At 45.6% G+C, this 26,651-nt stretch carries 24 protein-coding genes; 7 read left to right on the top strand and 17 right to left on the bottom strand.

The window, feature by feature from the left end; translation table 11 throughout:
• The first annotated feature begins 3 nt into the window (after window positions 1–3).
• The 7 genes from hisD to hisIE are packed head-to-tail and all read left to right on the top strand — an operon-like array spanning window position 4 to window position 6,138.
• Complete coding sequence (hisD, locus tag I6L53_RS08035; protein WP_042318157.1) at window positions 4–1,308, top strand: histidinol dehydrogenase; 1,305 nt, start codon at window positions 4–6, stop codon at window positions 1,306–1,308.
• Complete coding sequence (hisC, locus tag I6L53_RS08030) at window positions 1,305–2,384, top strand: histidinol-phosphate transaminase (RefSeq protein ID WP_042318155.1); 1,080 nt, start codon at window positions 1,305–1,307, stop codon at window positions 2,382–2,384. Before hisD ends, hisC begins: the two co-directional genes overlap by 4 nt.
• Window positions 2,381–3,448, top strand: a complete 1,068-nt coding sequence (hisB, locus tag I6L53_RS08025; RefSeq protein WP_042318153.1) for a bifunctional histidinol-phosphatase/imidazoleglycerol-phosphate dehydratase HisB — start codon at window positions 2,381–2,383, stop codon at window positions 3,446–3,448. Before hisC ends, hisB begins: the two co-directional genes overlap by 4 nt.
• Window positions 3,448–4,038, top strand: coding sequence for an imidazole glycerol phosphate synthase subunit HisH (gene hisH, locus I6L53_RS08020; RefSeq protein WP_042318151.1), 591 nt, complete (start codon window positions 3,448–3,450; stop codon window positions 4,036–4,038). The genes hisB and hisH overlap by 1 nt, the downstream gene beginning before the upstream one ends.
• Window positions 4,038–4,775 carry a 1-(5-phosphoribosyl)-5-[(5-phosphoribosylamino)methylideneamino]imidazole-4-carboxamide isomerase gene (gene hisA, locus I6L53_RS08015; protein WP_042318150.1) on the top strand — a complete coding sequence of 246 codons (738 nt, stop codon included), beginning with the start codon at window positions 4,038–4,040 and terminating at the stop codon, window positions 4,773–4,775. Before hisH ends, hisA begins: the two co-directional genes overlap by 1 nt.
• A complete protein-coding gene (gene hisF, locus I6L53_RS08010; protein WP_042318148.1) occupies window positions 4,757–5,533 on the top strand; it encodes an imidazole glycerol phosphate synthase subunit HisF in 777 nt (258 codons plus the stop codon). Before hisA ends, hisF begins: the two co-directional genes overlap by 19 nt.
• Window positions 5,527–6,138 (top strand): bifunctional phosphoribosyl-AMP cyclohydrolase/phosphoribosyl-ATP diphosphatase HisIE, encoded by a 612-nt coding sequence (hisIE, locus tag I6L53_RS08005; RefSeq protein WP_042318146.1) that lies wholly within the window; start codon window positions 5,527–5,529, stop codon window positions 6,136–6,138. The genes hisF and hisIE overlap by 7 nt, the downstream gene beginning before the upstream one ends.
• Before the next feature lie 64 nt (window positions 6,139–6,202).
• Here hisIE and wzzB read toward each other — a convergent pair whose 3' ends face one another.
• The 17 genes from wzzB to wcaM all read right to left on the bottom strand — a co-directional run bounded on the left by wzzB (window position 6,203) and on the right by wcaM (window position 26,646).
• Complete coding sequence (gene wzzB / locus I6L53_RS08000) at window positions 6,203–7,186, bottom strand: LPS O-antigen chain length determinant protein WzzB (protein ID WP_042318144.1); 984 nt, start codon at window positions 7,184–7,186, stop codon at window positions 6,203–6,205.
• Between the two features lie 143 nt (window positions 7,187–7,329).
• Complete coding sequence (gene ugd / locus I6L53_RS07995; protein ID WP_042318142.1) at window positions 7,330–8,496, bottom strand: UDP-glucose 6-dehydrogenase; 1,167 nt, start codon at window positions 8,494–8,496, stop codon at window positions 7,330–7,332.
• A gap of 234 nt (window positions 8,497–8,730) precedes the next feature.
• The gene (gndA, locus tag I6L53_RS07990) at window positions 8,731–10,137 is read right to left on the bottom strand and encodes an NADP-dependent phosphogluconate dehydrogenase (protein WP_042318138.1); all 1,407 of its coding nucleotides are present in this window, start codon (window positions 10,135–10,137) and stop codon (window positions 8,731–8,733) included.
• 108 nt (window positions 10,138–10,245) lie between these two features.
• Window positions 10,246–12,162: a polysaccharide biosynthesis protein gene (locus tag I6L53_RS07985; RefSeq protein WP_042318136.1), complete on the bottom strand. Its 1,917-nt coding sequence runs from the start codon at window positions 12,160–12,162 to the stop codon at window positions 10,246–10,248.
• An 84-nt stretch (window positions 12,163–12,246) separates the two neighbouring features.
• Window positions 12,247–13,422, bottom strand: a complete 1,176-nt coding sequence (locus I6L53_RS07980; protein ID WP_042318133.1) for a DegT/DnrJ/EryC1/StrS family aminotransferase — start codon at window positions 13,420–13,422, stop codon at window positions 12,247–12,249.
• Entirely contained in the window at window positions 13,416–14,087 is a 672-nt protein-coding gene (locus tag I6L53_RS07975; RefSeq protein WP_042318131.1) for an HAD family hydrolase, read from the bottom strand. The genes I6L53_RS07980 and I6L53_RS07975 overlap by 7 nt, the downstream gene beginning before the upstream one ends.
• Window positions 14,065–15,036, bottom strand: coding sequence for an ATP-grasp domain-containing protein (locus tag I6L53_RS07970; protein WP_217124965.1), 972 nt, complete (start codon window positions 15,034–15,036; stop codon window positions 14,065–14,067). The genes I6L53_RS07975 and I6L53_RS07970 overlap by 23 nt, the downstream gene beginning before the upstream one ends.
• Window positions 15,029–15,631, bottom strand: a complete 603-nt coding sequence (locus I6L53_RS07965) for a sugar transferase (protein WP_042318128.1) — start codon at window positions 15,629–15,631, stop codon at window positions 15,029–15,031. Before I6L53_RS07965 ends, I6L53_RS07970 begins: the two co-directional genes overlap by 8 nt.
• 1 nt (window position 15,632) lies before the next feature.
• Window positions 15,633–16,841: a glycosyltransferase family 4 protein gene (locus tag I6L53_RS07960; protein WP_042318126.1), complete on the bottom strand. Its 1,209-nt coding sequence runs from the start codon at window positions 16,839–16,841 to the stop codon at window positions 15,633–15,635.
• A gap of 54 nt (window positions 16,842–16,895) precedes the next feature.
• Window positions 16,896–18,026 (bottom strand): non-hydrolyzing UDP-N-acetylglucosamine 2-epimerase, encoded by a 1,131-nt coding sequence (gene wecB / locus I6L53_RS07955; RefSeq protein ID WP_042318123.1) that lies wholly within the window; start codon window positions 18,024–18,026, stop codon window positions 16,896–16,898.
• A gap of 3 nt (window positions 18,027–18,029) precedes the next feature.
• Window positions 18,030–19,142, bottom strand: coding sequence for a UDP-2-acetamido-2,6-beta-L-arabino-hexul-4-ose reductase (wbjC, locus tag I6L53_RS07950; RefSeq protein ID WP_042318121.1), 1,113 nt, complete (start codon window positions 19,140–19,142; stop codon window positions 18,030–18,032).
• Window position 19,143: 1 nt separating this feature from the next.
• On the bottom strand, window positions 19,144–20,178 hold the full coding sequence (gene fnlA, locus I6L53_RS07945; RefSeq protein ID WP_042318119.1) for a UDP-N-acetylglucosamine 4,6-dehydratase/5-epimerase: 1,035 nt from the start codon (window positions 20,176–20,178) through the stop codon (window positions 19,144–19,146).
• 49 nt (window positions 20,179–20,227) lie between these two features.
• The gene (locus I6L53_RS07940) at window positions 20,228–21,421 is read right to left on the bottom strand and encodes a glycosyltransferase family 4 protein (RefSeq protein ID WP_084196544.1); all 1,194 of its coding nucleotides are present in this window, start codon (window positions 21,419–21,421) and stop codon (window positions 20,228–20,230) included.
• A gap of 10 nt (window positions 21,422–21,431) precedes the next feature.
• Entirely contained in the window at window positions 21,432–22,571 is a 1,140-nt protein-coding gene (locus tag I6L53_RS07935) for an EpsG family protein (RefSeq protein ID WP_042318115.1), read from the bottom strand.
• A complete protein-coding gene (locus I6L53_RS07930) occupies window positions 22,558–23,871 on the bottom strand; it encodes an oligosaccharide flippase family protein (protein ID WP_084196543.1) in 1,314 nt (437 codons plus the stop codon). Before I6L53_RS07930 ends, I6L53_RS07935 begins: the two co-directional genes overlap by 14 nt.
• Window positions 23,872–24,171: 300 nt before the next feature.
• The gene (gene galF / locus I6L53_RS07925) at window positions 24,172–25,065 is read right to left on the bottom strand and encodes a UTP--glucose-1-phosphate uridylyltransferase GalF (RefSeq protein ID WP_042318112.1); all 894 of its coding nucleotides are present in this window, start codon (window positions 25,063–25,065) and stop codon (window positions 24,172–24,174) included.
• 177 nt (window positions 25,066–25,242) lie between these two features.
• Entirely contained in the window at window positions 25,243–26,646 is a 1,404-nt protein-coding gene (gene wcaM / locus I6L53_RS07920) for a colanic acid biosynthesis protein WcaM (RefSeq protein WP_042318111.1), read from the bottom strand.
• Between the last annotated feature and the right edge of the window lie 5 nt (window positions 26,647–26,651).

Genomic DNA, 26,651 nt, shown 5'->3' with positions numbered 1-26,651 from the left:
GCCATGAGCTTTAGCACAATCATTAACTGGAACACCTGTTCCCCCGAGCAGCAGCGTGAATTACTGATGCGCCCGGCGATTTCTGCGTCTGACAGCATCTCTCGTACCGTGAGTGAGATTCTGGATAATGTCAAAGCCCGTGGTGATGACGCCCTGCGCGAATACAGCGCAAAGTTTGATAAAACCGAGGTTGCGGCGCTGAGGGTAACCGCAGAAGAGATAACCGCCGCCAGCGCACGACTGAGCGACGATCTCAAGCAAGCGATGGCCGTCGCGGTGCAAAATATTGAGACCTTCCACAACGCGCAAAAAATACAGACCGTCGATGTAGAAACCCAGCCAGGTGTACGCTGTCAGCAGGTGACGCGTCCGGTGGCATCCGTCGGTTTATATATTCCAGGGGGTTCCGCTCCACTCTTTTCTACCGTACTGATGCTTGCCACGCCAGCGCGCATTGCGGGATGTAAAAAGGTTGTGCTGTGTTCCCCGCCGCCAATTGCCGATGAAATTCTCTATGCGGCGCAACTGTGCGGTGTGCAGGAGATCTTTAACGTTGGCGGCGCGCAGGCCATTGCCGCTCTGGCATTTGGCAGCGAATCCGTACCGAAAGTGGACAAAATTTTTGGCCCCGGAAACGCGTTTGTGACCGAAGCGAAGCGCCAGGTTAGCCAGCGTCTCGACGGCGCAGCGATTGATATGCCAGCCGGTCCTTCTGAAGTGCTGGTGATTGCTGACAGCGGCGCAACGCCAGATTTCGTCGCCTCCGATCTGCTTTCGCAGGCGGAACACGGCCCGGACTCACAGGTGATTCTGCTGACCCCGGATGCCGATATCGCCGGTCGCGTTGCGCTGGCCGTTGAACGCCAACTGGCTGAACTCCCGCGTGCGGAAACGGCACGTCAGGCGCTCAGCGCCAGTCGATTGATTGTGACAAAAGATGTGGCGCAGTGTATTGCCATTTCGAACCTGTATGGTCCTGAGCACTTAATTATCCAGACCCGCAACGCCCGCGAACTGGTTGATGACATCACCAGCGCCGGTTCGGTGTTCCTCGGCGACTGGTCGCCGGAATCAGCGGGCGATTACGCCTCCGGGACTAACCATGTGCTGCCGACCTACGGGTATACGGCCACCTGTTCCAGCCTCGGACTGGCGGATTTCCAGAAGCGTATGACGGTTCAGGAACTGTCAAAAGCGGGATTCTCTGCGCTCGCTTCAACTATTGAGACTCTGGCGGCGGCTGAACGCCTGACCGCTCACAAAAATGCCGTCACCCTGCGTGTCAACGCCCTGAAGGAGCAAGCATGAGCACTGAAAACACGTTCAGCGTCAACGACTTAGCCCGTGAAAACGTCCGTAATCTGACGCCGTATCAATCTGCTCGTCGTCTGGGCGGCAACGGCGACGTCTGGCTCAATGCCAACGAATTCCCGACGGCGGTCGACTATCAGCTCACTCAGCAAACGCTTAACCGCTACCCGGAATGCCAGCCGAAAGCGGTGATTGAAAATTATGCACAGTACGCCGGGGTTAAACCGGAACAGGTGCTGGTCAGCCGTGGCGCAGATGAAGGTATTGAGCTGCTTATCCGCGCCTTCTGCGAACCGGGGAAAGACGCGATTCTCTTCTGCCCGCCCACCTATGGAATGTATAGCGTCAGCGCCGAAACCATTGGCGTCGAATGTTGCACCGTCCCCACGCTCGCCGACTGGCAACTGGATATGCAGGGTATTTCTGACAACCTGGACGGCGTGAAGGTTGTTTACGTGTGCAGCCCCAATAACCCAACCGGGCAACTGATTAATCCACAGGATCTGCGCACGCTGCTGGAACTGACGCGCGGCAAAGCCATTGTGGTCGCCGACGAAGCCTATATCGAGTTCTGCCCACAGGCTACGCTGGCGGGTTGGCTTTCCGAGTACCCCAACCTGGTCGTTCTGCGCACGCTGTCTAAAGCGTTTGCTCTTGCCGGTCTGCGTTGTGGCTTTACGCTGGCGAATGAGGAGGTGATTAACCTGTTGCTGAAGGTAATCGCCCCTTACCCGCTATCCACGCCCGTCGCCGACATCGCCGCGCAAGCGCTCAGTCCCCAGGGCATCAATGCGATGCGTGAGCGCGTGGCGCAGATCCTGCTTGAGCGCCAGTACCTGATGAGCGAGCTCAACAAGATTGCCTGTGTCGAACAGGTTTTTGACTCCGAGACCAACTACATTCTGGCGCGCTTCACCGCCTCCAGCAGCGTATTTAAATCTTTGTGGGATCAGGGCATTATCTTACGAGACCAGAACAAACAACCTTCTTTAAGCGGCTGTCTGCGTATTACTGTTGGTACCCGTGAAGAAAGCCAGCGCGTCATCGACGCTTTACGTGCGGAGCAAGTATGAGCCAGAAGTATCTCTTTATCGATCGTGATGGAACCCTGATTTCCGAACCGCCAAGCGATTTCCAGGTGGATCGTTTTGACAAGCTCGCCTTCGAACCAGACGTTGTACCGGTGCTGCTGAAGTTGCAAAAAGCGGGCTTCAGGCTGGTGATGATCACCAATCAGGACGGGCTGGGAACACAGAGTTTCCCGCAGGCGGATTTCGACGGCCCGCACAATCTGATGATGCAAATCTTTACCTCGCAGGGCGTGCTGTTCGATGACGTGCTGATCTGCCCGCACCTGCCCGCAGAGGAGTGCGACTGTCGTAAGCCGAAAGTGAAGCTGGTCGAACGTTATCTCGCAGAACAGGCGATGGACAGCGCCAACAGCTACGTCATTGGCGATCGCGCTACCGATATCCAGTTGGCAGAAAACATGGGGATTACCGGGCTCCGTTACCATCGCGAGACGCTAAACTGGGCGGCAATTGGCGAGCAACTGACGAAACGCGACCGCTATGCCCACGTTGAGCGCGTAACTAAAGAGACGCAGATTGACGTCAAAGTGTGGCTGGACCGCGAAGGCGGCAGCAAAATTAACACCGGCGTCGGCTTCTTCGATCATATGCTCGATCAGATTGCGACGCACGGCGGGTTTCGTATGGAGATCACCGTCAAGGGCGATCTCTATATCGACGACCACCACACCGTGGAAGACACGGGCCTGGCGCTGGGTGAAGCGTTAAAACTGGCGCTTGGTGATAAACGTGGTATCAGCCGATTTGGCTTCGTGCTGCCAATGGACGAATGCCTTGCGCGCTGTGCGCTGGATATCTCCGGGCGTCCGCACCTCGAATACCGTGCCGAGTTTACCTATCAGCGTGTCGGCGATCTCAGTACCGAAATGATCGAACACTTTTTCCGTTCACTCTCCTACACCATGGGCGTGACGCTGCATCTGAAGACCAAAGGTAAAAACGACCATCACCGTGTGGAAAGCCTGTTCAAAGCCTTCGGTCGTACTCTGCGCCAGGCCATCCGTGTTGAAGGTGATACCCTTCCCTCCTCCAAAGGAGTGCTGTGATGAACGTGGTGATCCTCGACACCGGCTGCGCCAACCTGAACTCGGTGAAATCTGCCGTCGCGCGCCATGGTTATGCTCCCCTGGTCAGTCGCGACCCGGATGTGGTCTTACGTGCGGATAAACTGTTTCTACCCGGCGTCGGCACGGCGCAGGCGGCAATGGACCAGTTACGCGAGCGTGAACTGATTGATCTGATTAAAGCCTGTACCCAACCGGTACTGGGTATTTGTCTCGGCATGCAGATCCTCGGACGGCGTAGTGAAGAGACACAGGGCGTCGATATGCTGGGCATTATCGATCAGGATGTTCCAAAGATGACTGACGTGGGCCTGCCGCTGCCGCACATGGGCTGGAACCGCGTTTATCCTCAGGCCGGGAATCGTCTTTTTCGGGGCATTGAGGATGGCGCATATTTCTACTTTGTGCACAGCTATGCAATGCCGGTCAATCCGTGGACCATCGCCCAGTGTCACTACGGCGAACCGTTCACTGCCGCCGTGCAAAAAGATAACTTCTTCGGCGTGCAGTTCCACCCGGAGCGCTCGGGTGCCGCTGGCGCGCAATTGCTGAAAAACTTTCTGGAGATGTGATGATTATTCCGGCTTTAGATTTGATCGACGGCACCGTCGTACGTCTCCATCAGGGCGATTACGCGCAACAGCGTGATTACGGCAGCGATCCACTACCGCGCTTGCAGGATTACGCGGCGCAAGGTGCTGAGGTGCTACATCTGGTTGATTTAACCGGCGCGAAAGATCCGGCGAAACGGCAGATCCCACTGATTAAAACCCTGGTCGCGGGCGTGAACGTGCCGGTTCAGGTGGGCGGTGGCGTACGCACCGAAGACGACGTCGCGGCGCTGCTGGCGGCGGGTGTCGCTCGCGTGGTGATTGGCTCCACGGCGGTAAAGTCGCCGGAAAAGGTGAAGGGCTGGTTCGAGCGTTTTGGCGCCGACGCGCTGGTTCTCGCGCTGGATGTACGCATTGATGAGCAGGGAAACAAGCAGGTAGCCGTGAGCGGTTGGCAGGAGAACTCCGGCATTTCGCTCGAAGAACTGGTGGAAACCTATCTACCCGTAGGCCTGAAACATGTGCTCTGTACGGATATTTCTCGCGACGGCACGCTGGCGGGCTCAAACGTCTCTTTGTATGAAGAGGTATGCAAAAAATATCCACAGGTGGCCTTTCAGTCCTCCGGGGGGATCGGTGATATCAATGATGTCGCTGCACTGCGCGGAACTGGCGTGCGCGGCGTGATCGTCGGACGTGCGCTGCTGGAAGGTAAATTCACCGTTAAGGAGGCGATCCAATGCTGGCAAAACGTATAATCCCGTGCCTCGACGTTCGCGACGGTCAGGTCGTAAAAGGTGTGCAGTTTCGCAATCACGAAATCATCGGCGACATCGTCCCGCTGGCGAAACGCTATGCCGATGAAGGTGCCGATGAGCTTGTGTTCTACGACATCACGGCCTCCAGCGACGGTCGGGTAGTCGATAAAAGCTGGGTTTCGCGCGTCGCGGAAGTGATCGACATTCCTTTCTGCGTAGCGGGCGGGATTAAGTCGGTCGACGATGCCGCCAAAATTCTCTCGTTTGGCGCAGATAAAATCTCTATCAACTCGCCGGCGCTGGCTGACCCGACGCTGATTACCCGTCTGGCTGACCGCTTTGGCGTGCAATGCATCGTGGTCGGTATTGATACCTGGTTTGACGCGCAAACCGGCAAATATCATGTTAATCAGTATACCGGCGACGAAAGCCGTACCCGCGTCACCACCTGGGAAACCCTCGACTGGGTACAGGAAGTGCAAAAACGCGGTGCCGGAGAAATCGTCCTTAACATGATGAACCAGGACGGCGTGCGTAATGGCTACGACCTGGAACAGTTGAAAAAAGTGCGTGCAGTGTGCCATGTGCCGCTGATTGCATCCGGTGGTGCTGGCACTATGGAACACTTCCTTGAGGCCTTCCGCGATGCAGATGTCGATGGTGCGCTTGCCGCCTCCGTCTTCCACAAACAGATCATTAATATTGGTGAATTAAAAGCGTACCTGGCAACGCAGGGCGTGGAGATCAGGATATGTTAACAGAGCAACAACGCAGCCAACTGGACTGGGAAAAAACCGACGGACTGATGCCTGTCGTCGTGCAGCACGCGGTGTCCGGTGAAGTGTTGATGCTGGGATATATGAACCCAGACGCGCTGGATAAAACCCTTGCAACCGGCAAAGTCACTTTCTTCTCGCGCACCAAACAACGCCTGTGGACTAAAGGCGAGACGTCGGGCAACTTTCTGAACGTCGTCAGCATTGCGCCAGACTGTGATAACGATACCCTGTTGGTACTGGTGGATCCGATCGGCCCCACCTGCCATAAAGGTACCAGCAGTTGCTTCGGTGAAACCAGCCACCAGTGGCTGTTCCTGTATCAACTTGAACAGCTGTTAGCCGGGCGAAAAACGGCCGATCCGGCGAGTTCCTATACCGCAAAGCTGTATGCCAGTGGTACCAAGCGCATCGCTCAAAAAGTGGGTGAAGAAGGTGTTGAAACCGCGCTGGCAGCCACAGTGCATGACCGTTTCGAACTGACCAATGAAGCGTCGGATTTGATGTATCACCTGTTGGTTCTGCTGCAGGATCAGGATCTCGACCTGACGACGGTCATTGAGAATCTGCGCAAGCGGCATCAGTGATCTTAAGGCGTAAAAAAACCGGGCGTGGTCATTCCAGGCCCGGTTTTTTATTGCATGAATCAGGTTACTGCGCTTTGGGTTTGTAGTCGCGCAGCGCGTTACGTCCCAGCACCACGCCAGCACCAATCATTCCACCGAGCAGTGCCGCCAGTATCAGAGTGATAGCCCTTTTCGGACTGTCGCGACGAATCGGCAACGTCGGCTTCATCACATAACGGTAAGCATGAATGCTTTCCGGGTCAATTTTCAGAGCCTTAACCGCTAGCAGGTTCTGACGGGTCTGGTAGTAGTCATCGGAAAAGGTTAACGGGCGAGTCGCTTCGTTGTTGACCATGGAAGAAAGCGCCTCGCTCCCCAGCATAAACATAGTGTCCTGGGAGAGCTGGTCGGCCTGCTGAACTTGAGGCAGTTTGATGTTAGCCTGTTTAGCGACAGCAAGTGCCTGATTAATTTGCGCAAGACGTTGTGATTTTTGCTCTCTCGCCACTTTTTCCTGCGCTTCCAGCGATTGCTCTAAATCGGAAATACGGGTGGCTATACTCATTGACAGGTCGGCATTGATCTCCTTCGAAACCACCTCGTCCACCTGTTGGATATATTTTGCAACGGCTCTTTGCGCAGCCTCTGCGCTATTGTCCTGATAAGCGATTTTCAACGGTAAAGGCTGACCTTTAACATATGAGTCGATAGTCAGTTTTTCGGGCTTTTCCTGATTGGAAAGCGTTTCGGCAAGTGCAGAAAAAGCGGAACTGAAACGGCCAATAACCTCTGACTGTACATCGTTAATTTTCGGTGCATCTTTGCCATACAGTACGCTTATCGCATTAGTATAACTGCCGATTTGCCCTGCATCGGGCTGCGTGATGATTGCGCTTGACGTCCACCTCTCTGTTGCCTGAACCAGATAGAGTGCCGCAAGCAAAATCGTGAACACGGCACAAACAATGATGGTCACCTTACCACGCCATAATTGAGCTACAATATCAATTAAATCAATCTGTCCCGGTTCGTTGCTACGCCCGGACATGTTGTTATTTTCCACTGTCATCACTACCCTAGATAAGAAAAAGCTTGAGCTCGCCACAGTTTAGCGATTAACACAATTTATGCCATAAGAAATTTAATAAGATTGCGAAAATTCTGGTAGGTTTTACCCCATTATCAGGGACTCCCTTCCCCTCAGTTGACTAATCAATCACTGCCAAAAAGGTCCCGGGTATAGACTTTTTCGGACACATCTTTGAGCTCTTCAGCCATGCGGTTCGAGATAATGACGTCAGCCTGTTGTTTAAACTGCGTCAAGTCACGTTCGATTCGCGAGTTGAAAAACGTCTCGTCCTGCATCACCGGTTCATAAATCACCACTTCCACCCCTTTGGCTTTTATACGTTTCATAATCCCCTGAATAGAAGATGCGCGGAAGTTATCCGAGCCGCTCTTCATAATCAGACGATAAATCCCCACGACTTTTGGCTTTCTGGCAAGAACAGCATCGGCGATAAAGTCTTTGCGGGTGCGATTGGCATCAACGATAGCGGAAATAATATTGTTCGGTACTGAGTGATAATTCGCCAGAAGCTGCTTGGTATCCTTTGGCAGGCAATAACCACCGTAGCCAAACGAGGGATTGTTGTAGTGGTTGCCAATACGTGGATCCAGACAAACCCCCTCGATGATCTGCCGGGTATTTAAACCTAAACTTTCAGCGTAGCTATCGAGTTCGTTAAAATAGGCAACACGCATCGCCAGATAGGTGTTGGCAAAGAGTTTGATCGCTTCCGCTTCGGTAGAATCCGTAAACAGCGTTGGGATGTCTTGCTTCACCGCCCCTTCCTGAAGCAGGGCGGCAAACCGCTCAGCTCGTTCAGAGCGTTCGCCAATGACAATACGCGATGGATATAAGTTGTCATAAAGCGCCTTACCTTCACGCAAAAACTCGGGAGAAAAAATGATATTTTGCGTATTAAACTTCTTCTTCATCGCTGCGGTAAATCCAACCGGGACGGTGGATTTAATTATCATCACGGCATCTGGATTAATCGCGGTTACATCCTGAATCACTGATTCTACGCTGGAAGTATTGAAGTAATTTGTTTTTGGATCATAATCAGTCGGCGTGGCAATAATAACGTAATCCGCGTTTCGATAAGCATCTTGTTTATCCAACGTAGCCTTAAACTTAATTTTCTCCGACGTTAAGAACTGTTGAATTTCTTTATCAACAATCGGAGATATCCGATCATTCAACATTTCGACACGAGAAGGGATGATGTCTAGCGCAACAACATCATGATGCTGTGCGATTAGCAGACCATTGGACAGACCAACATACCCGGTACCGGAGATGGTAATTTTCATTGCTTACTCTCAGAATTAACTTAATTAGACATCATGATGTATTCGCATCCTGACACGTTATTATTGTTTTAGCGTCTGTGCGAATAACGTGTCAACGAAGCCTAATACAATTAGGATTTTCTTTATCATCCTAAATAGATAATATTAAGTTAATATTAAGCAATGGAGATTATGCAATAAGAATCAGGATAAAAAAAAGCCCGGTTAAACCGGGCTTTTTGACAAATAAAGTGCTTAATCCATCCATTCGGTATGGAAAACACCTTCTTTATCAGTACGCTTATAGGTATGCGCGCCAAAGTAGTCACGCTGCGCCTGGATTAGGTTTGCCGGCAACACCTCTGCACGGTAGCTGTCGTAGTAGGCAACGGCTGCAGAGAAGGTCGGTACCGGAATGCCATTCTGAACGGCGTAGGCGACGACATCACGCAGCGCCTGCTGATACTCGTCAGCGATGTTTTTGAAGTACGGATCCAGCAGAAGATTGGCAATGCCTGCATTCTTCGCATAGGCATCGGTAATTTTCTGCAGGAACTGCGCACGAATAATGCAGCCTGCGCGGAAAATCTTCGCGATTTCACCGTAATTCAGATCCCAGTTGTACTCGTCAGACGCTGCGCGTAATTGAGAGAAGCCCTGCGCATAGGAAACAATTTTACCGAGGTACAACGCACGGCGTACTTTCTCAATAAACTCAACTTTATCACCAGCAGGTTGCGCTTTCGGACCTGTCAGGACCTTAGAGGCAGCAACGCGCTGATCTTTCAGTGAGGAGATGTAACGCGCAAAGACCGATTCGGTAATCAGAGATAGCGGTTCGCCGAGATCCAAAGAACTCTGGCTGGTCCACTTACCGGTACCTTTGTTAGCCGCTTCATCCAGAATGACATCAACGAGGTATTTACCCTCTTCGTCTTTTTTGGTGAAGATGTCTTTAGTGATATCAATCAGGTAGCTGCTCAACTCACCATTGTTCCACTCAGTAAAGGTGCTGGCCAGCTCTTCATTAGAAAGATTCAGGCCGCCTTTCAGCAGAGAATAGGCTTCGGCGATAAGCTGCATGTCACCATATTCAATACCATTGTGAACCATCTTCACATAATGGCCTGCGCCATCAGCACCGATGTAAGTCACACAAGGCTCGCCGTCTTCAGCCACCGCTGCGATCTTAGTCAGAATCGGCGCAACCAGTTCGTAGGCTTCTTTCTGTCCGCCAGGCATGATAGACGGCCCTTTCAGCGCACCCTCTTCGCCACCGGAAACACCAGTGCCGATAAAATTGAAACCTTCAGCAGAAAGTTCGCGGTTACGGCGAATGGTGTCCTGGAAGAAAGTATTACCGCCATCAATGATGATGTCGCCTTTATCCAGATACGGTTTCAGAGAATCAATGGCAGCATCGGTACCCGCGCCCGCTTTCACCATTAACAGGATACGACGAGGCGTTTCGAGAGATTCAACAAACTCTTTCACCGTGTAGTAAGGCACCAGTTTCTTGCCCGGGTTCTCGGCAATCACTTCTTCGGTCTTTTCACGGGAGCGGTTGAACACGGAGACGGTATAACCACGGCTCTCGATGTTGAGCGCCAGGTTGCGCCCCATCACTGCCATACCGACGACGCCGATCTGTTGCTTGGACATTACATACTCCTGTCAGGTGTGGTCACCGCGCGACGTATGCGCGGCTTGAAATGTATTGCAGATGTTAACTCAGGATAGCTAAAAGTTGATAGCAGTTGATGCGCTTACTCAGCATGTCACATTCAGATTGTACCCAGCGACATTATGCTTTGCATACCAGACCAGGTCGCAAATGCCATCAGTGGGTTGAAAACCTGTCGGTATTTCAAGCAAGAGATTACGGATGACATCGTGCTCAAAATTGGTACACGCCGCATCCATCTGCTCAAGGTAATTTTCAAGTTCTGTCCAACTGAGCATATCCTCGTGGGCCGTCATAATCCTCGGATGTGATGTACCAAGAACCTGTTCACCAATCAGCAGTTCTTCATACAATTTTTCCCCTGGACGTAGACCAGTAATACTAATCTCTATATCGCCATCCGGATTTGATTCATCCTTAATTTTCAAACCGCAAAGCTTAATCATCCGCGTTGCAAGATCATAAATCCTGACAGGATCCCCCATATCCAGGACAAAAACATCCCCCCCTTTGGCCATAGCGCCAGCCTGAATAACAAGCTGAGAGGCTTCGGGGATTGTCATGAAATAGCGGATGATGTCTTTATGTGTCAGAGTGACCGGACCGCCTTGTTCGATTTGTTTTTCAAATAATGGAACGACAGAGCCCGATGAGCCTAAAACGTTACCGAATCGAACCATGCTAAAACAGGTTGTCGATTGCTCAAGCGCTAAAGCTTGTAGCACAAGTTCGGCTACGCGCTTCGTCGCGCCCATGGTATTTGTCGGTCTCACCGCTTTATCTGTGGAAACAAGAATAAAGGTTTCAACACCTGAGGATATTGCAGCCTGAGCACAATAAAGAGTGCCAAATATATTGTTTCTCACACCCTCCACAACATTATACTCAACTAATGGAACGTGTTTATACGCCGCAGCATGATAGACAGTATTGACATTGAAAGCTCGCATAATGGTTTCCAGTCGGTGCAATTTTTGTACTGACCCCATTAGCGGAATTATTACAACGTTGCTTTGACTATTCTGAGCAAGCATCACTAATTCTTTTTCAATAGAATAAAGCGCGAATTCTGAAACCTCAAACAAAATAAGTATTTTGGGTACCTGAGAAATAATCTGACGACAGATTTCAGAACCGATAGAACCTCCTGCGCCGGTGACCATCACTACTTTACCACGGATATTTTTAGCCAACAGTTCTGCATCAGGAGAAACAGGCTCTCGCCCCAAAAGGTCATCAATAGAAACTTTTTTCAAAGCCATAATTTGAGCTTTACCTTCAACAAGATCGACCATGCCAGGTATAGACAGAACCTCGCAAGGAAAATCTTCCAGATAGGTGATCACTTCTTTTCTTTTCTCTATTGATATCGATGGCATCGCCAGTAATATCTTTTTGATACCATAGCGAGAAACCAACCTTTCGATATTCTTCCGAGAGTAAACTGTCACCCCATGAATGACGACTTTGTTCAGTAACGGGTTATCATCAATAAATGCAACAGGGAAATATTCATCAACCTGTCTTAGCGCAGTCAGTAGTTGTCGTCCAGACGCGCCAGCGCCATAAATTATAACAGGCGTTCGTCCCCGTACAGCATAAGTCAGCATCATTCTGAACAGTAATCGTGACCCACAGATGAATAACAGCGAGAACGCAAAATAAATAATAGGAATCGTACGTGGTAGAAAGATGTCAAAAAAATAAGATAACGTGATCAATAATAATGTTGAGACAGAAAGACCAAGCAGCGCAGTAACAAAAATCTTCGCGGTAACATACCGTAGCACGGTACGATACAGTCCCATTTTGATAAAGATACAGACCGTAACAAGGATAAGGCAAGCAAGTAACTTCCAGTGCTCGTAGCTAGTATAAGGTGCAGAAACATCCATTCGGACCCAAAAAGCCCCCCAAAAAGCGATAAGCAATAGGACAAAATCTATTGCCACCATGATTATGCGTTTTATATTACGAGGCAAACTGAGTAATTGCGTTAACATTCTTTACCACATTCTTTATAGAGGAGGTGGCATGCTCTGCCACCTCAAGCAAGGTTAGTTGATACTTATCATTTACAGTGGTTGTTAAATAAGAGCACTCATCAAAACCTTACGAGCAACTTCACATGTTAATTTAATTTCTGATGGCGTTAATGTTGGATGAACCAGGAACATCAGGCTGGTCTCGCCAAGCTCGACTGCATTAGGCAGGGATATTGCCGGACGCCATCCGGTGTTCTCGAACGCCTTTTCACGATAAATTTCTGAACAGCTCCCCTGATAGCAAGGTACTCCAGCATCGTTAATTTCATCAATAATGCGGTCTCGAGTCCAACCCGCTTTTAATGCTGATGGCTTAATGAACAGATAGTGTTTATATTCCGCATGCTCAATATAGTCAGGAACATTCACTATTCTGACGCCGTTCAGATCGGCCAATGCTTCATCTATTGCCCTGCCGTTTTCCTGACGACGTTGAGTCCATTCCGCCATACGCTTTAACTGAATACGCCCGATTGCACCTTGCATTTCAAGCATACGCCAGTTAGTGCCAAATGATTCATGGAGCCACCTGAAACCAGGCTTATGCTCACGATTGTATACGGCATCATAGCTTTTCCCATGATCCTTATAACTCCACATCGAGGACCACAGAGATTTATCATTTGTCGTCACCATCCCGCCTTCCCCACCAGTTGTCATAATTTTATCCTGACAGAAGGACCATGCGGCAATATGACCAATACTACCTACTCGTTTTCCTTTATAGCTTGCACCATGTGCCTGGGCACAATCCTCAATGACGTAAAGGTTATGCTTCTCTGCCAGAGCCATAATGGGATCCATCTCAGCAGGCATACCGGCCAGATGCACAACGATAATGGCTTTTGTATGCGGTGTTAAAACCGCGGAAATAGTCTCCGCAGTAATACACTGGCTATTCAAATCCACATCGGCAAAGACCGGATTGGCTCCTGCAGTAACAATGCATGATGCTGACGCTAAAAAAGTACGGGAAGTGACAATAACATCATCTCCATGACCGATATTTAACGCTTTGAGAGCAACGTCTAGCGCCAATGTGCCATTGCTTAATGCAACTGCATATTTAGTACCCACCCATTCAGCAAATTCCTGTTCAAACAGGCGGCACTCATTCCCTGTCCAATAGTTTACTTTGTTTGACAGCAGAACGGAGGACACCGCATCGGCTTCTTCTTTTGTAAACGAAGGCCACGGTGAGAACTTAGTGTTTAACATGGTAAAATTCCTTTAAGTTCTGAAATTGATTGCAACCAAATATGTGGGAGATATTTTTCTGAAAGAATATGGTTTTGCTTATGGATATTACGCCCATCATCTTTAATACCTATTGTTGTCCACCCCATCTGATTAGGAGTAATAAAATCTTTTTTGACATTATCCCCTACATAAACATATGTGCAGTTCTGATGAAAAGACTGTATTAGCTCAAATCGCTTTGACTCAGGTTTTTCTGAGTTATCAAACTCCTCTGAAATAAAGACAGGAAAGGTATTTAAGCTTAGGGCGTTAATTTTATTTCTTTGCGTGACACTCCGTCCATCCGTTAGAATGGCTACGCCAAGTGTTGTATCTTTCAAACTGTTAAGTATAGACAAAATCTCCCTTTCAATATCGATTGATGGGAAATGATTTCTGTACATCCAGAGAAACTGATTCTTTGATGTCTCAGGAAGATTCAGGAAACAGCAGATATCAGAGAAGAGATCAGCTGAATATCCTTCACGATAACGGATAACCAAATCGATAATATCTCGCTGGTACAGTTTTATGATCTCTTGTCGTACAAACTCGAACCCGGAATCTCTGAAATCTACTTCTTTAAATAAAGTGTCGTCTAAATCAAATACCCAGAAGCTATTAGTTGATATCTGGATATTCATGAGATAATACCTTAGCATCATATCGTAACATCAAAAGATTCGGCTCCCAGTTATCAAAAAAACCGACAGTTTCATGATTGATATACTCATTTATAAGATACAGAGGATAATCTGCGCCAGCAGCATACGACAAAGGATATCCACCACCAAACCGCGGGTTGATTTCAAGTCCTTTGATATCACCTGATATTTTATTATAAAAAAGTTGTACGGTGACACACCCTACGACGCCAGGAATTTTTCTCAAGCGTTTAAATAAATAATCATACACCAGACCTTTTCTTGTCACCCCTTTACTCACCTCGCCGCTACGAACTTCGATGCGCTCACGGGGAACAAGACACTTCAACTCATGGTCTTTTGAGAAATAACAGTCAACAGTTACTTCAATGTAATCCTTACCAATAAGCTCCATAAACATATTATTTTTATTTGTGAGTATTTCATTTGTAAGATCTGTTGCACTCTGTATCACAAAAGCACCAATGCTGCTGCTACCGTTGTAGGGCTTGCAGAAACAAGGAAAGGCCATTGAATTACTATCGTAAATTACAGGTGAGGCTATTTGTAATGATTGAAAAAGATCTGCAGTTTTACGCTTATCACGACACGCAGCAACAAATTTGGGGTCGGGGACAGAAATGTGACAGCCGAATTTATTAAAACTATCTTTAGCATAACTCAGTTTTTCTAAATCTGTGTCAATTGTAGGAATGACGAGTTTAATCGAATTTTCCTGACAAATATCTCTAAGCACATCAACATATGAACTATCAGTAGCACGAGGTACGGTGAAAAATTCGTCAGCAACAAGGCAAGCTGACGATAATTCGGGGACCATATCCGTACACATGATTTTACCCTGGATATTGAGCTTATCCATTGCCTCACGAAATGCTATGACTAACTCAACTCGTCGCCCTGCGGACAGGATAAGAACATTATTCATCAGATTTTTTTCCTTTAAAAACAGGCATAGTTGCATGTCCTTCAGAAGAGATCCCTTCCTTTATGAATACTTTCTTAACGGTAAGAATGAGTATTTTTATATCAAGCCATAAAGAATGGTTATCAACATACCAGACATCCAGCTTAAATTTCTCCTCCCAGCTTAAGGCATTACGTCCATTCACTTGCGCCCAACCCGTAATACCTGGTTGCACTTCATGACGACGCTTTTGTTCATCGTCGTAGAGTTCCAGATAGCTCATCAGCAAAGGCCTGGGCCCAACAAGACTCATGTCTCCTTTAAGCACATTCCATAATTCAGGCAGCTCATCGAGACTCAGTGCTCTAATTTTTCTCCCAAAGGAGGTTAAGCGCTCTTCATCAGAGAGTGGATTCCCCTGGTTATCTACAGCATCTTTCATACTGCGAAATTTTATCATTTCAAAGGAAACCCCATTCTTGCCCGGGCGGAGTTGCCTGAAAAATGCTGGTTTTCCTAGTTTATTTCTGACAAGGATATATGTCACACCGATTATGGGTGATAAACAGATCAGAAGTATTGAAGATACGATAATATCAAATGCACGTTTCAGCATATCACTTTGCGACCTGATTAAAAATGGCAATGAATTTTTTTACACCTTCATGGAGACACAGTTTTTCATTATAATAACTAGAACCATTACATCCCATAATATGCAGTTCTTCCGTTGTTAATGATGCAAGGTGCTTAATTCCTGCAGCAATAGATTCTGGATTATCAGATTCACATATTACCCCAGCATCCGCATTCCTGACTAACTCCGCTGCATCTCCATTAACAGCCATAACAATAGGCTTACCGCATGCTAAATAGGCCTGAGTTCTTGAAGGTATTGTGATGGAAAACAGCTCATCATTAATCAGATGAACAAGTAATGCATCAGCCTGTTGTAGAATATCGCCAATTTCTGCAGGAGGAACGCGAGGAATGAAAATGACATTATCTATTTTTTGTTCTGCGACAATTCTCTCTGCCTCGGATCTCGCTAAACCAGAACCAACGAGTATTACATTAGCATCGGTACCAGATTCCTGCAGCAATCTGGCAGCAGCAATAATAGCCGGCAACCCTTGCGCGAGACCAAGATTACCAGCAAAGACGACATTAAATTTTTCAGCAGGTAAAACAACACTGCTCTTTTGATAATTTCTGAGGTTTTCTTCATCACTCCAGTTATAGATAACTTCAATGTTATCTGCAGGAACACCTCGAGATATCAATCGCTGCTTAAACCCAGGAGAGAGAACCACAATCTTTGCCGCGCGGCGATAGACAAAGTTACATACACTATTGACAATATTAAGTATTTTTTTATTCGTCAGCATCCCTGTGGAAGCTAACGTATCAGGCCATAAGTCCTGAATATCAACAACAAATGGCGTCCGTCGGAAAATTGAAATAATGGCAGCAGAAAGAGCTGTGGTCAGCGGCGGATGGTAAGCATATATAACATCGGCTTTATTACGGCGAAATAATCCATAAATCATGCTGGTTGAAAAGAATGAAATATAATTCGCTATTCTCTTTAACGCAGAACGCCCATGATGTGGATAGAGTGGCACACGGTTTACGGTGATGCCCTCGTACTCTTCCCGCTGAAAGAAACTTATTTTATATCCACTATATACCTTTCCGCCTGGATAATTGGGGAAACCAGTAATCACATCAACTTCAACATTCTGCTTTTTTAATTCTTTAGCAAAAGCAAGACCTTTGAAAGTAGGCTCGGGATCAAACCACTGCGTCAACAATAAGACTTTCACTATGTTCTACACACCATAAAAAGGTCACTCTGGCATGCCAGAGTGACAAAGGTACTAGTAATTACGCCAAACAACTCGCTTAACATAATCTGTATAAGAAAGGATAATTCTTGCAACTTTATCAGAGACATTTGGCATGGAGTAATCATTCACCCGGCGCAAGAGTCTGTTCTCGTTGCGTGGTTGATCTTTTATCATATCAAGAGCCTGCAAAATACGCTCCGGATCAACGCCGGTCATCATTACCGTCCCCTCTTCCATTCCTTCCGGACGTTCATGAGCCTCTCGAATATTAATGGCTGGAAAATTGAGAATGGAGGATTCTTCGGTAATTGTACCGCTATCAGAAAGTACTGCCCGAGCCTCTTTCTGCAATTTCACATAATCTTTGAAGCCAAGAGGTTTTAATAATTGCACATGTGAATTAAAAACAACGCCTTTTGCATCGATTCTTTTTTGCGTTCTCGGATGCGTAGAGACAATCACGGGTAACTGATAAGTTTCGGCAACTTTGTTCAACGCGTCGACAAGATTCATCAAATTCTTATCTGAATCAATATTCTCTTCACGATGAGCACTTACAACAAAGTATTCACCAGATTTTAAATGTAGACGCTCAAGTACATTTGAGTGTTCAATACCATCGGCATAATGGGTTAACACTTCAAACATAGGACTACCGGTCTTGATGATGCGATCCGCAGGCAATCCTTCTGCAAGAAGATATTCACGGGCAATGTCACTGTATGTAAGATTAATATCAGCCGTGTGATCAACAATACGACGATTTATCTCTTCAGGTACTCGCATGTCAAAACAGCGATTCCCTGCTTCCATATGGAAGATAGGTATTTTGCGACGTTTGGCGGGAATAGCAGCCAGACAGCTGTTTGTATCCCCCAGAACCAGAAGAGCATCCGGTTTTGTCGCTTCCAGGACTTCATCTATTTTGATGATGATCTGACCGATAGTCTCAGCGGCATTTTTTCCTGCCGCATTCAGGAAGTGGTCAGGCTTACGAACACCGAGATCGTCGAAAAAAATCTGGTTAAGTTCATAATCGTAGTTTTGACCAGTATGGACAATAGTGTGCTCATAACAGTCATCAATTTTCGCCATAACGCGTGACAGACGAATAATTTCAGGTCGCGTACCAACGACGGTCATAACATGCATTTTTTTCATTTTCTACTCTTCGGAAATTTTGTAGTTAACCGTATCTGGGTTCTCAGGATCAAAAATTTCATTTGCCCACAGCATGACTATCATTTCATCATCGCCAATATTCGTGATGTCATGCGACCATCCCGGAACAGTTTCGACTATTTTGGATTCATCACCGTCAACGAAAAATTCATAATAGTCATTAGAATCTATATGTCTAAATGCAAATTTCGCTTTACCTTTAATGACAAGAAATTTCTCATTTTTCGTATGATGATAGTGCCCACCCCGCGTGATGCCAGGATGTGCTGTAAAAAATGAGAATTGCCCAGACTCTTTCGTTTTCAGCATTTCTACAAATGTCCCACGCGGATCGCTGTGACGTTTAACAGAATATGCGAAATCCGATGGCGAATAATAGCTAAGATAAGTTGCGTACAACGCTCTGGTCAACCCAGTGCCCACATGATCGATCAGTAAGCCATGCTGTTTATCTTTGAATGACCTGATAATAGAAACAACTTCACCAACGCTCGTATGATAGACTGGGGAAACTGTAGCACTGTTGCTATCGATATTGCCTTTTAAGCAATCGATGAATGACTTACAAACATCATCTATATAGACCAGATTCAAAACGGCATCGGGGTTATTCACGGTAACCTCAAGGCCATTGAGTATATTATAGCAAAATGTTGCTACAGCTGAGTTATAGTTCGGTCTGCACCATTTACCAAATACATTAGGGAGACGGTAAATATAAGTTTTCGCCTTACAATGCTCGGCGTATTTACTTACTGAGAGTTCAGCAGCAGCCTTACTTTTGCCATAGTGATTATCTAATTCTGCCTGAATTGAAGAGGTAATGAGTAAAGGTGTCTTGTTGCCAGCCTCTTCCAACTTCTTCACAATGTATTCCGTCAGATTGGCATTCCCCTCGTAGAACTCTGAATCGTTTGTGGGACGGTTAATACCAGCCAGATGAAATACGAAATCAGCAGTTTGCAAAGCGTTATCAAGCTGCTCAACAGAATTGTCCCGATCGATACAAATAATATCGTCATATCCATTTTCTCTCAGATGGACACGCAGATTTTTGCCGATGAAACCATTAGAACCCGTAATCACAAGTTTCATATTATTCATCCAGTTGATATTCTTTTTTATCGCAGATAGCTCTGATGAACGCCAGTTTCAGGAGTAATTTTTTCATGCCTTCGACATCAAGACGTTCAGTATTATGAGAGTTATAATCTTCGACCTGTGAAATCCGCTGGTCACCCTGCTCAACATATTTTCCATAGTTCAGGTCACGAAGATCAGGAGGTACACGATAATAGTCCCCCATATCCTCAGCAGCGACCATTTCCTCGCGGCTCAGCAACGCTTCATACAATTTTTCGCCGTGACGTGTGCCAATGATATTAACGGGATGTTCTGGCAGCCCCAGCAGCTCTTTGAGGGCAATCGCCAGGGTCTTAATTGTCGCAGCAGGAGCCTTCTGAACAAAAATATCACCATTATTTCCATGCTCAAAAGCATACAAAACAAGATCAACAGCGTCATCAAGAGTCATCATGAAGCGCGTCATATTTGGGTCAGTGATTGTCAGTGCTTTACCTTCTTTAATCAAATCGACAAATAATGGAATCACAGAGCCTCGTGAAGCCATAACATTGCCATAGCGAGTACCGCAAATCACTGTTTTGGATTTATCGACATTACGAGACTTAGCAACAATGACCTTTTCCATCATTGCTTTCGAAATGCCCATAGCATTGATTGGGTATACGGCTTTATCAGTACTCAGGCAAACGACACGTTTAACGCCGTTTGCAATCGCTGCTTCAAGCACATTCTCTGTACCTAATACGTTCGTTTTCACAGCTTCCATAGGATGGAACTCGCAGGAAGGTACCTGCTTAAGTGCCGCTGCATGATAAAGGAAATCGACACCACGAGTTGCATTTAAAATGGATTGATAGTCGCGGACATCTCCAATATAAAACTTTAACTTGCTGCTATTATACTTCTTTCGCATGTCATCTTGTTTTTTCTCATCGCGACTGAAAATACGGATTTCAGCGATGTCAGTATCCAGGAAACGTCGGAGCACCGCATTACCGAATGAACCAGTTCCGCCGGTGATTAATAACGTTTTATTCTTGAACATATACCCTCCACTTTCTCTTTCTTCGATCAATTTAATTTTCTAGTAAAATTTAAATTTTGCTCATGATGATATTTTTTGCATTTTCTACCGTAAGAAACTCTTCATAATATTTTCGACCGGCCTTACCCATATTTTCTCTAAGATCACTATCATTAATTAACAAAGTTGCTTTAGACTCCAGTTCATCCAGATTACCTGCAACGACTGAATATCCTGCGCCAATCCTATTTTCAAGAATATCTCCAAAGTCAGTAATTGGATCTAATGAAGCCAAAATAGGAATGGCCACTTTGAAATAATCAAGGCTTTTCGATGGGAAACTCGGTACAGTTAGTTTACGGGATAAGGATATAAAACCAATATCGCAACTTCCAACAAGTTCTTCGTATTCATCTCTCGGCACATAATCAATGAATGTTAAATTTTTAATTTCGTCTTTCTCAGCAATTTCTTTTAACTTCTCTTTCTCAGTACCAGTGCCAACCATGATAAAAGAGACATTTCCGCCCTGGAATTTTTTCGCAAGTTCAAGATAGTTTTCCAACTCTTGCACGACCGACATGGCTCCACCATAAATAATGATGACATCATCACATGGCAAATTAAATTTACTTCTAACAGCCTGTCGGTCAATTTCTTTCAGTTTCTTGGTTTTTGCCCAGAGCGGCAATATTTCAATATTTTCTTTTTTTATTGTCTTGAAGTTATTTTTAAGAAAATCTTCATTGCCCTTCGTCATGCATCCAATTTTATCGAATGACCGATACATCCATTCTTCCAGGAAATGAAAGAATTTAAAGTTAAACTTATTTCTCATCAACCCTAAATCTTTTAGATAAAAGGGGAAAAAATCCCATAGGACAAGGTAGGTATAGGCATTATACCGTCTTTTAAAAAGACCGGACAACCCCAGAATTGTCACACACGGTGTATTTGCGATTAGCAAATCACATTCTTTGACATTTTTCTTTATAAAACTTCTCGCCATAAATGGAAATGCAAATATCTTAAGAGCGGTATTAATAATATTTTTTTTGTATATCCATTTTGGCAACTTAAGCCTGACAACTTGTACTCCATCAATATTAGAGACACTAGTCTCAGGATCATTAGGCATCCATGAAAAAACCACAACAGTCATATTATGGCCACTGTCTCTGATTGAATATGCTAGTTCATTTGTCAGCCATGCATCTTTTTTATTATCATTATATTTGGTTGTCATTAATACGATATTTTTCATAATAAAACTATTATTTGTTCCAAAGTTGGTAAAGTTGAGACATCAGTTCATCAGTCCGTGCCGTGCCTGTTGAATTGGATTCGTCATATGTAATCATATTTTGATAGGGTACAAATACTATAGAGAGTGGATTTGTCAAAAAACGATAAAATGGTACGTAAAACAATAATGCCATCATTAGTATAACTATTAATAAATTGTTAGACTTAACATAGTCTAATAAAGTCAAACCTAAACCAATCATGAATATTGCATAAAAATATTGATATCGCGTTGATATAGTAGGATATGCGTAGAACAGAAGCGGAAATATTACTGCTAACAGAGCATACTTTAAAATATTATTATTTTTCAATACAAGTGAATTCAGACTACCATATTTATATACTAGAAAACATGCAAACACTGACACCATTGAAAATGCAACTCGATAAAATCCGGATGCATTATATGTGTCTCTCTGCATATACATTTCATATTTCTGACCAATATATGGAAGAATAAGTGAAATAATATAACCTATCAAATCAAATGCAAACAGGTATGCCAGTAGAGACAATACAAAAATAGCTAACAGTGTTTTTTTACTAAATTTTATTTTAATGATCAGATAAGTGCTGGCGATAATAATAATAGAAGACATGTGAAAAAGAACACTTACAACAAATAATATTTTTGCTTTTGTAAAACATCCCTTATCATAAAGCATCAGGCCATACAAAAATATACTTACCGCTAATCCCTGCCGCATTAATGCAAACATAGGGATCAGATAAAAATCAGCCAATGAGAACATTATTGCTAAAATTAGTACACATTGTCTCGGAAAAAAATACTTGACCACTTTTGCAATTAATATTACCTGAACAACGCTCACAAAAAACACAAAAGCATTAAAATTTAAACCGAGAAAATTGAATAAATACACCAGAGTTACAAAACCAATCTCGAACGAAATAGCTGAACTTTCTGGTGAATTATAATAACTCTGGTAAACGGGCCAATCATAACCAGTCTGAAACCTAAGAGCAGTAAATAATAAGAGAATCAAAACCTGAACAGAAAATATTTTATTTATTCTAACATCTTTAGAGTACGATAAAACTGCCATCCCCCAAAGAAATATATACATAACATTATATATGACCATGATTCTTTTTTTCTTTGCCGTTATAAAACCAAATTGAGATGATAATTAAAGATACAACGCCCTGGATTAAATACCCATAGGCCATATATTGCATTCCTTTTGCCAAAAGGAAATAGGAGCATGAGATCAAATATAATATTGAACTAAGCGTTTCGTATACGATGTATATTGCTGTTCTTTTCTTAGTTAAGGCCACATAGAGATAAACCCATGTGAGAACTTTCAGGGCATCTCCAACAACATAGACTCTTAGTATACTTGCGGCTTCAGCGAAGGATTCACCATATATTATGTTAATTACAAGTGGTGCCAGTAGATAAACAGCCAATATCATTGAAGTGACTAGTGGTAATGCAATTTTTAAGCAGAGGCTGACTTCCTTGCTAATTTGCTTTTGACCGTTGGCCCCCGAATAACGAGGTACAATTAATGTTGAAAAAAGAAGACTAATTATCCCCATGTATACTTCAGACAGTTTTGTAGCAGAAAACCATATACCTGCACTTGAATCATTAACTTCAATGCTGATAAGATGGCGTAAATATATTTGCACACCATATACAAGAATTGCTGAAGTTAGTGCCATTAAAGAATATTGAGAAAGCAATCTTGCCAGATTACGATTTCCCTCTCCTAGAAACAGGAAAGAGTCAATTTTAAATAAACCAAGAAATGGCACACATAAAAAAAAGGCCACCACAGGGGCCAGGACAATACTTAGCATAACACCGTTGAGTGAAAAAATGTATGCTAGTGCGACCGTCGCAATAAAAACCAACACTGTATTGCATATAGAATAATAAAGATACTGAGTATAATTGGTTCGGCCATTGAATAATGATAAAATCAAATTAGTAACGGAATAGAAAAAAGACGATATTGGTATTATTAAGAATATGTAAATCCATTTTTTATCAATGAGTGAATCGACAAAAAAATACGATGCTCCCCAAAAAACAAAAAACAGTATAAGAGAATATAGCAGCGACATATAAAATGCGGTTGTTAAGATCTCTTTTTCGCTATATTCTTTTGAAGCTGTATATTTAACAACACCTGTAGATGTTACAGAAGATACGACAGTACTTGATATTTGCATGAACGACTGCAATTGCCCATACATCAACATTCCAGCAGGACCGGCGTAAAATGCTATAACTTTTAGAGACACAATTGAACAAAACAGTCTGACCAGAGACTGAGAAAGGATTTTTACCGCTGACTTTATCATTAAGAACTCAATATGATGTGTGTGCGAATCGAAAGTAGCTAATTTAGTTGTATTATTTCTAACAGACACGCTACCGCCCCTGGCTTTACAGCTACCAGTGCACTGCGTACTCTCACAGACGTGTTAAGCTCCGCTTCTCTGCCGCAAAGCCTCTAAACTCAAACGCTAATTGTCTTACCAATTGATGTCAGAAACAAGAAGAAATATTATAAAAAGCAGTGCTAAATTTTGTAGTTAACTCAATGAAATGATGAGTTTTTTTTAGAATGAAAAAACGGTAGCAACATTCCGGGCATATCTGCATCACCGCGTCGAATGTTGACTACCGTTATTTGTTATTACGCCCGTCGGGGCGTCTATTTTTTAAACTTACTCGCTAAGCAACTTCTCAATGCTTTTGCGGAACTTCGGCCCTTCTTTCAGGTTACGCAGTCCGTACTTCACAAACGCCTGCATGTAGCCCAATTTTTTACCGCAGTCATAGCTATCGCCGGTCATCAACATGGCGTCAACAGACTGTTTTTTCGCCAGTTCTGCAATCGCATCGGTCAACTGGATACGGCCCCAGGCACCCGGTTCGGTTCTTTCCAGTTCGGCCCAGATATCCGCGGAGAGGACATAACGCCCTACCGCCATGAGATCAGAATCCAGCGTCTGCGGCTGATCCGGTTTCTCAATAAATTCGATGATGCGGCTTACCTTGCCTTCATTATCCAGTGGATCTTTCGTCTGGATGACAGAGTACTCGGAAAGGTCACCCGGCATACGTTTCGCCAGGACCTGGCTACGCCCTGTCTCTTCAAAACGCGCAACCATCGCGGCAAGGTTGTAACGCAGCGGATCGGCACTGGCGCTATCAATAACGATATCAGGCAGTACGACCACAAAAGGATTATCGCCAATCACCGGACGCGCGCAAAGGATGGAGTGACCCAGCCCCAGCGGCTGCGCCTGTCGCACGTTCATGATGGTCACGCCCGGAGGACAAATCGACTGCACTTCCGCCAGCAACTGACGCTTCACGCGCTGCTCAAGGAGTGACTCCAGCTCATAGGAGGTGTCGAAGTGGTTCTCAACAGCGTTTTTAGACGCGTGAGTCACCAGAAGAATCTCTTTAATACCGGCAGCTACAATTTCGTCAACGATGTATTGAATCATTGGCTTGTCGACGATCGGTAGCATCTCTTTGGGAATTGCCTTGGTGGCAGGCAACATGTGCATACCCAGACCCGCTACCGGTATAACTGCTTTCAAATTACTCATTATTTCATCCACCTGTAAAATGGTTGCTGAATTATAGTCTTTTGACTCATTTTAGCCAGCATGAATTAGTCAGAAGAAATCATCGCTGCTTTGGTTATGATGCTACGCCGGTCGGTGACAGATTGCAGTAGCCATAATCTTAAGTATGGACCGGTTTTGCCAGGAATGGTCGCAAATTCACCCCCTCCCCTCCGGTAACCGGAAGTTGATCGCATCGACATTCACCACATGGTGGTTTATGCGGTCGATATCCACTGAGCTTTGCCCGTTCTCATTCACCGCGTGTACGTTTGCCAGCGACAGCAGCGTGTCCTCTTTCGCCATGAACTTACCGCGCACATCTTTACGCAGGTCAAAGTGCATCTTCAGCGCCGGGCCGGTTGACGACTCCTGCATCACCCTGATATTGCGCAGAAAGAGATGCTGGGGCTGATTATGCAACTCCAGTGTCGCCCGCTTCATCCCGATGTTGGTCAGTGCAACGAAAGAGGTCGCATTACCCGACGAAATTTGAATGCCGCGCAATTTATACTCAAGCTGCGTGTTATCGAGAGAGATATTGTTGAGTTTGAAATTTTGTGGGATGGAGAGATATTTCCCTTTGACCACACCATAGCCAATGAGCATCCCGGCACTGTTGGCCATGTCGATATTATCGATCACGAAATTATCGCAGCCGTAAATGGCGACCGTCGCATTGTCGATGCCCGCCTTCTTGCTGAAATCCGGGGTGATGTTCTTTGCCTTAACATTGCGAATCACAAAATGTTTGCCGTTTTCGACATGCACCAGTTGCCGACAATCTGAACCGGTGATGTTAGCGACGACAAAGTTTTTGACCGTCTGCTGTTCGGGATAGGTGTTGTCGTAAGTGCTCCCCGCGAGCCCAATGCCTATCCCCCAGTTAATCTTGCCGTTGGTACAGTTGATCCGTTCAATAACGTGGTCGGAAATCAGGATATTGCGATCGTTAATGGCAACGTTCCATTCGATGGCGTCCCCCTGTAAATCGCTGAAACGACAGTGGGTAATACGCGCGCCGTCGACCTGATTGTGGAACCCCTGGCGCAGTATCGCGTAGTTGGCCTGGGTCACGGTGAGATTATCGATAACCAGATTGCGCATCACCCGCGGCTTTTTTCCACCGATATAAATTTGTGTCACCGGCCCAAAACCGCTCATCGTAAGACCGGTAATTGCGCAGTCGGAACCACGGACATCCAGCGTGATATTGTGCAGGCTGCCGCCCTTCTCGCCAGTCACCTGACAGGCATCCTGGAGCACAAAGCGGCCACGCCCGTTGCCGCTCAGGCGGCCCAGCACACGCAGCGTTTTGCCCTGCGGGATAACAATACCGGTATTGATGTTCTCACATACCAGACCGGCCGGCACAACGACGGTCTCTGCGTCGCTGAAAGCCTTCTTAAACGAGGCAATCCAGTCTTTCGCATCATAATCCTGGATATTGACGGTTTTACGGGACGCAATGGCCTGGGCAAAGGGAGAATGGAGGACAGGAAATACGGCAAGCGCGGAGCTTGCCGTCAGGAAGGTACGTCGGGAGAGGGTTTTCTCTGGCATACAAC

Source organism: Citrobacter farmeri (assembly GCF_019048065.1).
In the GTDB taxonomy this organism is placed as follows: Bacteria; Pseudomonadota; Gammaproteobacteria; order Enterobacterales; family Enterobacteriaceae; genus Citrobacter_A; species Citrobacter_A farmeri.
This window is presented reverse-complemented; position numbering and strand designations above follow the sequence as displayed.

Excerpts from the sequence above, each read along its gene's own strand:
- hisD (WP_042318157.1), top strand. The coding sequence starts at position 4 with ATGAGCTTTAGCACAATCATTAACTGGAACACCTGTTCCCCCGAGCAG.
- hisC (WP_042318155.1), top strand. The coding sequence starts at position 1,305 with ATGAGCACTGAAAACACGTTCAGCGTCAACGACTTAGCCCGTGAAAAC.
- hisB (WP_042318153.1), top strand. The coding sequence starts at position 2,381 with ATGAGCCAGAAGTATCTCTTTATCGATCGTGATGGAACCCTGATTTCC.
- hisH (WP_042318151.1), top strand. The coding sequence starts at position 3,448 with ATGAACGTGGTGATCCTCGACACCGGCTGCGCCAACCTGAACTCGGTG.
- hisA (WP_042318150.1), top strand. The coding sequence starts at position 4,038 with ATGATTATTCCGGCTTTAGATTTGATCGACGGCACCGTCGTACGTCTC.
- hisF (WP_042318148.1), top strand. The coding sequence starts at position 4,757 with ATGCTGGCAAAACGTATAATCCCGTGCCTCGACGTTCGCGACGGTCAG.
- hisIE (WP_042318146.1), top strand. The coding sequence starts at position 5,527 with ATGTTAACAGAGCAACAACGCAGCCAACTGGACTGGGAAAAAACCGAC.
- wzzB (WP_042318144.1), bottom strand. The coding sequence starts at position 7,186 with ATGACAGTGGAAAATAACAACATGTCCGGGCGTAGCAACGAACCGGGA.
- ugd (WP_042318142.1), bottom strand. The coding sequence starts at position 8,496 with ATGAAAATTACCATCTCCGGTACCGGGTATGTTGGTCTGTCCAATGGT.
- gndA (WP_042318138.1), bottom strand. The coding sequence starts at position 10,137 with ATGTCCAAGCAACAGATCGGCGTCGTCGGTATGGCAGTGATGGGGCGC.
- I6L53_RS07985 (WP_042318136.1), bottom strand. The coding sequence starts at position 12,162 with ATGTTAACGCAATTACTCAGTTTGCCTCGTAATATAAAACGCATAATC.
- I6L53_RS07980 (WP_042318133.1), bottom strand. The coding sequence starts at position 13,422 with ATGTTAAACACTAAGTTCTCACCGTGGCCTTCGTTTACAAAAGAAGAA.
- I6L53_RS07975 (WP_042318131.1), bottom strand. The coding sequence starts at position 14,087 with ATGAATATCCAGATATCAACTAATAGCTTCTGGGTATTTGATTTAGAC.
- I6L53_RS07970 (WP_217124965.1), bottom strand. The coding sequence starts at position 15,036 with ATGAATAATGTTCTTATCCTGTCCGCAGGGCGACGAGTTGAGTTAGTC.
- I6L53_RS07965 (WP_042318128.1), bottom strand. The coding sequence starts at position 15,631 with ATGCTGAAACGTGCATTTGATATTATCGTATCTTCAATACTTCTGATC.
- wecB (WP_042318123.1), bottom strand. The coding sequence starts at position 18,026 with ATGAAAAAAATGCATGTTATGACCGTCGTTGGTACGCGACCTGAAATT.
- wbjC (WP_042318121.1), bottom strand. The coding sequence starts at position 19,142 with ATGAAACTTGTGATTACGGGTTCTAATGGTTTCATCGGCAAAAATCTG.
- fnlA (WP_042318119.1), bottom strand. The coding sequence starts at position 20,178 with ATGTTCAAGAATAAAACGTTATTAATCACCGGCGGAACTGGTTCATTC.
- I6L53_RS07940 (WP_084196544.1), bottom strand. The coding sequence starts at position 21,421 with ATGAAAAATATCGTATTAATGACAACCAAATATAATGATAATAAAAAA.
- I6L53_RS07935 (WP_042318115.1), bottom strand. The coding sequence starts at position 22,571 with ATGGTCATATATAATGTTATGTATATATTTCTTTGGGGGATGGCAGTT.
- galF (WP_042318112.1), bottom strand. The coding sequence starts at position 25,065 with ATGAGTAATTTGAAAGCAGTTATACCGGTAGCGGGTCTGGGTATGCAC.
- wcaM (WP_042318111.1), bottom strand. The coding sequence starts at position 26,646 with ATGCCAGAGAAAACCCTCTCCCGACGTACCTTCCTGACGGCAAGCTCC.